The following is a 1,763-nucleotide window of genomic DNA, read 5'->3' on the forward strand; positions in this document are numbered from 1 at the left end:
GGGGAAGCATCCAGCCTCGCGTAGTTGCTCGATAGTGATGCCGTGACGCGCCATGGCAGACTTTATCCACAAAATCGTTTCTGCGCGCGCCCGGTGGACCTTTCCTTCGGATTTTTCAAAGAGATCGGAAGAAACTCTTCTCGTGACGGTAGTGTTCATCCTTCATGCATCAGTGGGGCAACGCCTGGCTGTAGTTCTATGGGTAGCAAGGAGAAGGCTTCTCGCTATGGCTTCGAATATTCGGAAGTATTTTGCACAGGTGTAAAGTCGAAATGGGCTGCGGCATATGTCGCGTTGCATGACCACACCTCGTTGCCGTCGCGGAAGAAGGTTGCCCACTTGCCGTCGCACACGCACTTTGCCCCTGGAAACACTTCATCGTGGCCGTTGGGGCCATCAAGAAGGAAGGGTTCGTGAGGGGTTGCCCAGTAGTTGCCGGCCTTTAATTCTGAAATCTGTTTCCTGACCATTCTTACCTTGTCGGTGCGCTAGCTTTGCATTCGCAGCTATTGCGCTCGCGCCGGCGGAGACCTTGTAAAGACCGCAACCGCACGAAGGCGTAGGCCTTCGCCACGGTAATCTCCGCACATTTGCCAGCGTGGCGCCCGTTTGATCGTGCGCCATCTTTCAATGGCCCAATCTATTAACAGGCCTGCCCCTTCGGTATGCGCGCGACCGCCACCTTTGCTATTGGGGTGAGTCGCTCGTCTCATGACTTCGCCCGATTGCTGAGAATTCTCAGAATAGCATCGCTCGCCAGTCAAAAAAGGAAGGGCTAGCGCCGAACGTACAGACGTCGTGGAAGGGGCACTGGAAGTGGACCTTTGCACGCGCGACGGAAACCGGAAGGCGGCCTACCTACGATCACAAGCGGCCCATGGCCGCTACCCCAGATCCAACCGCCTGATAGCGAATCTAACTTTCATGTATGAAAGTTACGTATTTTTAATGCTCTATAAGTGCGGCAAATGTAACTTGCGATCCGCAGCGGCACCTACGAAGCTGGGCCAGCCCTAAACGCTAGGACAGTCGCGTTGCTCCAGCTTTCCTTAGTCCTTTGCGTTTGCCTGTGCCTGAGCGATTCCCACCCAACGCTTGACCCGCGCTCGCAGGCGGCCCTTTGCCGCCGTGTCGATCGGCATCTTGTCGACCATCGATACGGCCATCTCTGCCTCCACGTAGCCGTGCACCAGCAGCGCCACGTTGAAGTCCCGGTCTTTGTCCCGATTCGCGACGGCCTTGGCCATGAATAGATCGATGGCGCTCAGACAGTATCCGATGCGGCTGCTCGTACCATCGTTCTGGATCTTATCAACTCGCCGCAACCATCCGTCAGGCAATATGGCCGTGTCTGGCCCGACGCCCCTTGTGCGTAATAACCATTCGACTCGTGGAATTGCGAGCCCTCGCCAATCGCGCCATCGATGTCATCCGCCTTCTCAGGAGCATGGAGCGGATAGATGTCGGCTTCCGCCGACGCGGTGAAGACCTCGGGTGGATATGGATGCCCGCCAAGAAGGGACTGGCTGCCGACTATGACGAACTCGTACTCGTCCGTGATAACGCCTGACGCACGAATGATGTGCTCGAGATCCTCTCGCTTCATAGCGGTTCTCCAGCGGACTCGTCTTCGGGCACATCGCCCATAACCACGCCTTTCTTGAGTGCCTGAACCTGAGAAATTATCTCGCGGCGAACCTCCTCTGGCAGCAGAGTAGGCAAGGGGGATGCCTGCCTGAGTTCCTGCGCGCGCTTCGTACGCC

The 1,763-nt window shown here is 56.8% G+C and carries 3 protein-coding genes; all 3 read right to left on the reverse strand.

Annotated elements, in window-relative coordinates:
• Nucleotides 1-224 precede the first annotated feature (224 nt).
• The 3 genes from AC1DPR_RS31815 to AC1DPR_RS31825 all read right to left on the reverse strand — a co-directional run bounded on the left by AC1DPR_RS31815 (nt 225) and on the right by AC1DPR_RS31825 (nt 1,606).
• Nucleotides 225-470, reverse strand: a complete 246-nt coding sequence (locus AC1DPR_RS31815; RefSeq protein WP_477818002.1) for a hypothetical protein — start codon at nt 468-470, stop codon at nt 225-227.
• 579 nt (nt 471-1,049) lie between these two features.
• Nucleotides 1,050-1,247 carry a hypothetical protein gene (locus AC1DPR_RS31820; protein ID WP_477105838.1) on the reverse strand — a complete coding sequence of 66 codons (198 nt, stop codon included), beginning with the start codon at nt 1,245-1,247 and terminating at the stop codon, nt 1,050-1,052.
• Nucleotides 1,248-1,264: 17 nt separating this feature from the next.
• Nucleotides 1,265-1,606 (reverse strand): hypothetical protein, encoded by a 342-nt coding sequence (locus tag AC1DPR_RS31825; protein WP_477105839.1) that lies wholly within the window; start codon nt 1,604-1,606, stop codon nt 1,265-1,267.
• Between the last annotated feature and the right edge of the window lie 157 nt (nt 1,607-1,763).

The sequence above is a fragment of the Rhizobium sp. 01T417 genome (assembly GCF_056398905.1).